At 47.2% G+C, this 3,971-nt stretch carries 2 protein-coding genes; both read left to right on the top strand.

The features are described from left to right. A partial coding sequence (locus tag PRUB_RS02650; RefSeq protein ID WP_198452310.1) for a hypothetical protein occupies positions 1-294 on the top strand: 294 nt, incomplete at its 5' end. A 151-nt stretch (positions 295-445) separates the two neighbouring features. Then, on the top strand, positions 446-3,841 hold the full coding sequence (locus PRUB_RS02645; RefSeq protein WP_198452309.1) for an FG-GAP-like repeat-containing protein: 3,396 nt from the start codon (positions 446-448) through the stop codon (positions 3,839-3,841). Positions 3,842-3,971: the final 130 nt, after the last annotated feature.

The following is a 3,971-nucleotide window of genomic DNA, read 5'->3' as shown; positions in this document are numbered from 1 at the left end:
ACCCGATGTACAAAAAACATTGCAACAGACGGTAAACAGCAAGCGGTCAGAATGCAAAAGAGCGACGGGTATTGTTTAGATGGTAATCGTCTGCTCCTGGTCAGTGGTACTTATGGTGCGGCAAACAGCACCTATCGCACTGAGTTGTCTAATTTTATGACCATTAAAGCAATCGGTACAGATAGCAGTAACACTTGTTTGGTTGTTTTGGCTCTGAGCTGTTGTTCAATCTTTTACAGGCAGGAAGCACTTTATGATAAACGCATCACCGCCTTGTGCCTGTTTGGTCATTAATTCTCGTGTACTTCTATAGATGAAGTTTAATCTATTATTAATTATTTGTTCATTTTCCCGGTTTGGGTATAATCTCGGATTGAATTTTATTCAGAGAGATTGTCTTTTGTTGTGCTAAGGCAAATAAAATCAGTCAGGGATTTTGGAAAATATGAAAACGATAATACAAATAATAAGCTTGTTATTTCTGTTTTCCTCACTGGCACAGGCGAGTGTTGCACAGTCGCCCAGTGTCTATGAGGATAGCTCGGGAAATATCTATATTCAGTCGCCTAAGCAGTTTGTTTTAATTGCCGGTGACATTAATCTGCCTTTACACGTCTACCCCACCATGGGGTTGCTCAAACTAAGATACAGTAACGGCCAGTGGACCCGTGAAGTACTCTCTGAATCACAGTTTAGAGCCATAGAATCTCAGTTGCAGCTGAGCGCCTCGCTGACAGAGCGTTTGCGCTGGCAAGACATAGATGGTGACGGTATCAGAGATTATGTACTTTTCACTGATGCATCCTCCTACCATGATGCGAGCCTCATTTCGGTTGGCACTAAGTCGGGCGCGATCCGTGCACTTAAGCTGCCGTCGGGCACCAATCTGGCTAACAACTATCAACTTACAGATGTTAACGGTGATGGCCGGCTGGATGTGAAGTCGGGCTCTGAGGTTTTCCTGGCATCGGCAAATGGTACTTTCTTATACACCGGGCAAGGCGCAGTAGAGCCAGCCAGCAAAATAGATACCACGGCAGGCAGCTTTAGAGTGGATGAAACGGGTCAGGCAACCTACACAGTACCCGTGACCTTACCTAAGGGTCCTGGTGGCATCACACCGTCAGTTTCTATCTCTTATAGCTCTGCTGCGGGCGTCGGTAATGCCGGGTATGGGTGGAATGTCGCAGCCGCTTCTGCCATTACCCGATGTACAAAAAACATTGCAACAGACGGTAAACAGCAAGCGGTCAGAATGCAAAAGAGCGACGGGTATTGTTTAGATGGTAATCGTCTGCTCCTGGTCAGTGGTACTTATGGTGCGGCAAACAGCACCTATCGCACTGAGTTGTCTAATTTTATGACCATTAAAGCAATCGGTACAGATAGCAGTAACACTGGACCTAAAGGCTTTATTGTTGAATCCAAAGATGGTGATACAAAATATTACGGCGACACGTCGTTAAGCAATGACAGTGATGCGTTTGTCAAGCCGGCTGGCAGCTCAGCGAAAGGGGCACACACCTGGGCACTGAAGCAGGTCAGTGATATTTTCGGCAATAAAATTACCTATCACTACACCACCAATACCAGCCTTGGCTACCACCTGTTGAACTACATTTCTTACGGAAAGGTCAAAGTTGACTTTGATTACACCGACCGTAATACCCGCCAATACGGTTATGCCCATGGGGGTAAGGTCGCGAATGTAAAACGCATCTCGGGGATTGAGGTCACACGCGGCGGTGAGGCATACCGTTATTACAATATCAATGGTGATGGCAGTAAACATGACTACATTGACAGCATTCAGGAATGTACCTCATTCAGTGCTGACAAGTCATGTAAATACGCACTTACGTTTAATTATAAAAAAGACACCAGCGATGTTGGGTTTGCTGTCGCGGCAAACCAAACTTCAGGAATAAGAACAACGACCCTACTGACCGATTTTAATGGCGATGGTCGCTCAGACTTCTTATATACCAACAGTACGGGCAAAGTACTGAGCGTTAAGATCGCGGGTCATGATACAGATGTGATCACCTCAAACCTGAAGTCGGTTAATGATTTTAAACTGGCAGATGTGAATGGCGACGGTTATACCGATATTATCTATGCACAAACGTCAGGCTCGACAACCAAGTGGTATGCAAAGGCCTATCAGCCTGCTACGCAAACGGTGTCGGATATGATCTGTGATGATGGCGTACAGCCTTACGGTGCAGAGCTGATGCACGCCGATTATTTGGAGCAAGTCCAGTCGGCAGAGACCGTAAGTAGCGAAGCGTTTTCCCAGCCAGCCAGCCTGAGCCGCACGCAATTGCAGGGCAGAGGCATTTGTTATCCGCATGAGTACGTTGAAAGACTTTCCTTCAGCTCGGCTGTGGCGCTTACTCCGGGGTATTCAAGCTCCACGATGTTTGTTGATATTGACGGTGATGGCTTGTCTGACTGGTTATCCAGCTATGGCAGAAAGCTGGCCTATCGTAAGAACATAGAATCCGACAACGCCCTGGGCCGGGACTATGGTGCACTTGATTATTTCTATGAGTTTAGCACTGCAGACTTTTCTCCGGATCGGAACAACGAAGGGTGCTATTCATCTCATTCAATAGAGCGTAAATTCACCAAAAGTGCGGATATTAACGCAGATGGTGTGTCCGACTTTATTGTCAGGTTGAAAACGACTTACAGTCCACGCTATCAGGGAGTGCCTGGGTGCTCTACAACCGCCTACAAAGACAAACTATTATTGAGTAAAGGCACTGATGAATATAGTAAGTTCGACTATGACTTCAGTGGTGTGGAAGACATTCGGTTTGCAGACTTAAATGGTGATGGCCTGTCTGATCTGGTGTTTGCTAAAGACAGTGGCTGGCAATATCGCCTGGGCACAGGCAATGCAGCCGCGCCGTTACAGTCGGCAAAAAGCTTGTCGATCCTCTCTGCAAAAATGGGCACTGAGAGTTACCGTGGGAATGTTCACTTTGCGGATGTAAACCAGGATAACATTGCTGATATCATCGCACTTAACCATACCCGCGTTGTACTGCGGGAGGGATATTGCCGCTGGGTAGGGGATGGCCAGCCCCATGGTATTGAACCTGAAGTGCCTGCGTTAGCAGAGGAAGTGACAACCACGTCATGGCGCAATTGTGGTACGGGCTATATCTGGGTTGACACAACCTATACCGATGGGATGCAGGCCACTGTCTGGACAGGGAAAACAACCAGCGCCACGAGTATTGGCTACACGGAAATCAAACTGGGCAGTGGTTTAAGAGGGACAGCCCACACGCTTAAAATTGGTGACATAGATGGTGACGGCCTGGTTGATGTGTTGCGCAGCAGTACGGCTGCCACGTCCAATGCGACCTTTGCGCACTATCGTAATACGATGCTGAGCGCCAGTGTAGCCTCACATAAGCTGACCAAGGTCACCACAGGTTTCGGTGTTGAAACCGACATTAACTATAAGAAGATATCAGACAGCGCAGTGTACACCCATTTACCGGCGTTTAATACCTTAGGTAAGGTGAATGCGAACTTCTTCTCACCAAAATTTGGTATGTGGCTGGTGAGCAGTGTCTATTCAGATTCTAATGGCAGTGGTTCATCGGCCCAGCAAGTGGGTGTTAAATACAAATACTCCGGGTTTAAGATTGATAAACTGGGTCGCGGGCCACAGGGCTTCTATGAAATAGAAACCACAGATCCGCAAACGAACATCAAAACAACGACGCGCTATCATCAGAGCTGGCCACTGACGGGTAAGCCTCAGTTCACCAAATCTTATGCCATCCGACAACGCCCTGGGCCGGGACTATGGTGCACTTGATTATTTCTATGAGTTTAGCACTGCAGATTTTTCTCCGGATCGGAGCAGCCAAGGGTGTAACTCATCCTATTCAATAGAGCGTAAATTCACCAAAAGTGCGGACATTAACGCAGATGGTGTGTCCGACTTT

The organism is Pseudoalteromonas rubra (assembly GCF_000238295.3).
Classification (GTDB): domain Bacteria; phylum Pseudomonadota; class Gammaproteobacteria; order Enterobacterales; family Alteromonadaceae; genus Pseudoalteromonas; species Pseudoalteromonas rubra.
This window is presented reverse-complemented; position numbering and strand designations above follow the sequence as displayed.

Coding starts and splice junctions, on each gene's coding strand:
- PRUB_RS02645 (WP_198452309.1), top strand. CDS start 446: ATGAAAACGATAATACAAATAATAAGCTTGTTATTTCTGTTTTCCTCA.